Annotated in this window: 1 protein-coding gene; it reads left to right on the top strand. The window is 43.7% G+C overall.

Translation table 11 applies throughout. From position 1 onward, the window contains the following. Nucleotides 1-1,076 (top strand): elongation factor Tu (gene tuf, locus H5202_RS22985; RefSeq protein ID WP_182774053.1); only part of this gene is annotated, 1,076 nt, incomplete at its 5' end. Between the last annotated feature and the right edge of the window lie 50 nt (nucleotides 1,077-1,126).

Here is a 1,126-nt window from a genome sequence, read left to right on the forward strand (position 1 = left end):
CTAAAACTTATGGTGGTGAAGTTAAGAACTTCGCACAAATCGATAACGCTCCAGAAGAGCGTGAGCGCGGTATTACAATTAATACTTCTCACATCGAATATGACACACCAATTCGTCACTACGCACACGTAGATTGTCCAGGTCACGCGGATTATGTTAAAAACATGATTACCGGTGCTGCACAGATGGATGGCGCAATCTTAGTAGTTGCTGCTACAGACGGTCCAATGCCACAGACACGTGAGCACATCTTGCTTTCTCGTCAAGTAGGCGTACCTTTCATCATCGTATTCATGAACAAATGTGACATGGTAGATGACGAAGAATTACTAGAATTAGTTGAAATGGAAGTGCGTGAGCTTCTTTCAGAATACGACTTCCCAGGTGATGATTTACCAGTAATTCAAGGTTCAGCTCTTAAGGCTCTAGAAGGCCAGCCAGAGTGGGAAGCAAAAATTCTTGAGCTTGCAGAAGCTTTAGATACATATATCCCAGAACCAGCTCGTGACATCGATAAGCCATTCCTACTACCAATCGAAGACGTATTCTCGATTTCAGGTCGTGGTACAGTGGTAACAGGTCGTGTTGAACGTGGTATCGTTCGCGTATCAGACGAAGTTGAAATTGTTGGTGTTAGACCAACAACTAAAACGACTTGTACTGGTGTAGAAATGTTCCGTAAGTTACTTGACGAAGGTCGTGCTGGCGAAAACTGTGGTGTGTTATTACGTGGTACTAAGCGTGATGATGTAGAACGTGGTCAAGTACTAGCTAAGCCTGGTTCAATTAACCCACACACAACTTTCGAATCAGAAGTTTACGTGTTGTCAAAAGAAGAAGGCGGACGTCATACTCCATTCTTCAAAGGTTACCGTCCACAGTTCTTCTTCCGTACAACAGACGTAACAGGCACAATTGAGTTACCAGAAGGCGTAGAAATGGTTATGCCTGGTGATAACATCAAGATGGTCGTTACTCTGATTTACCCAATCGCGATGGACGACGGTTTACGTTTCGCTATCCGTGAAGGTGGCCGTACAGTTGGTGCTGGTGTTGTAGCTAAAATTATCGCGTAATAGCGACTTTAGTGAACACAGAAAAGGAAGCTTAGGCTTCCTTTTTTATT

It is taken from the genome of Shewanella sp. SG41-4, from assembly GCF_014164505.1.
Taxonomy (GTDB): domain Bacteria; phylum Pseudomonadota; class Gammaproteobacteria; order Enterobacterales; family Shewanellaceae; genus Shewanella.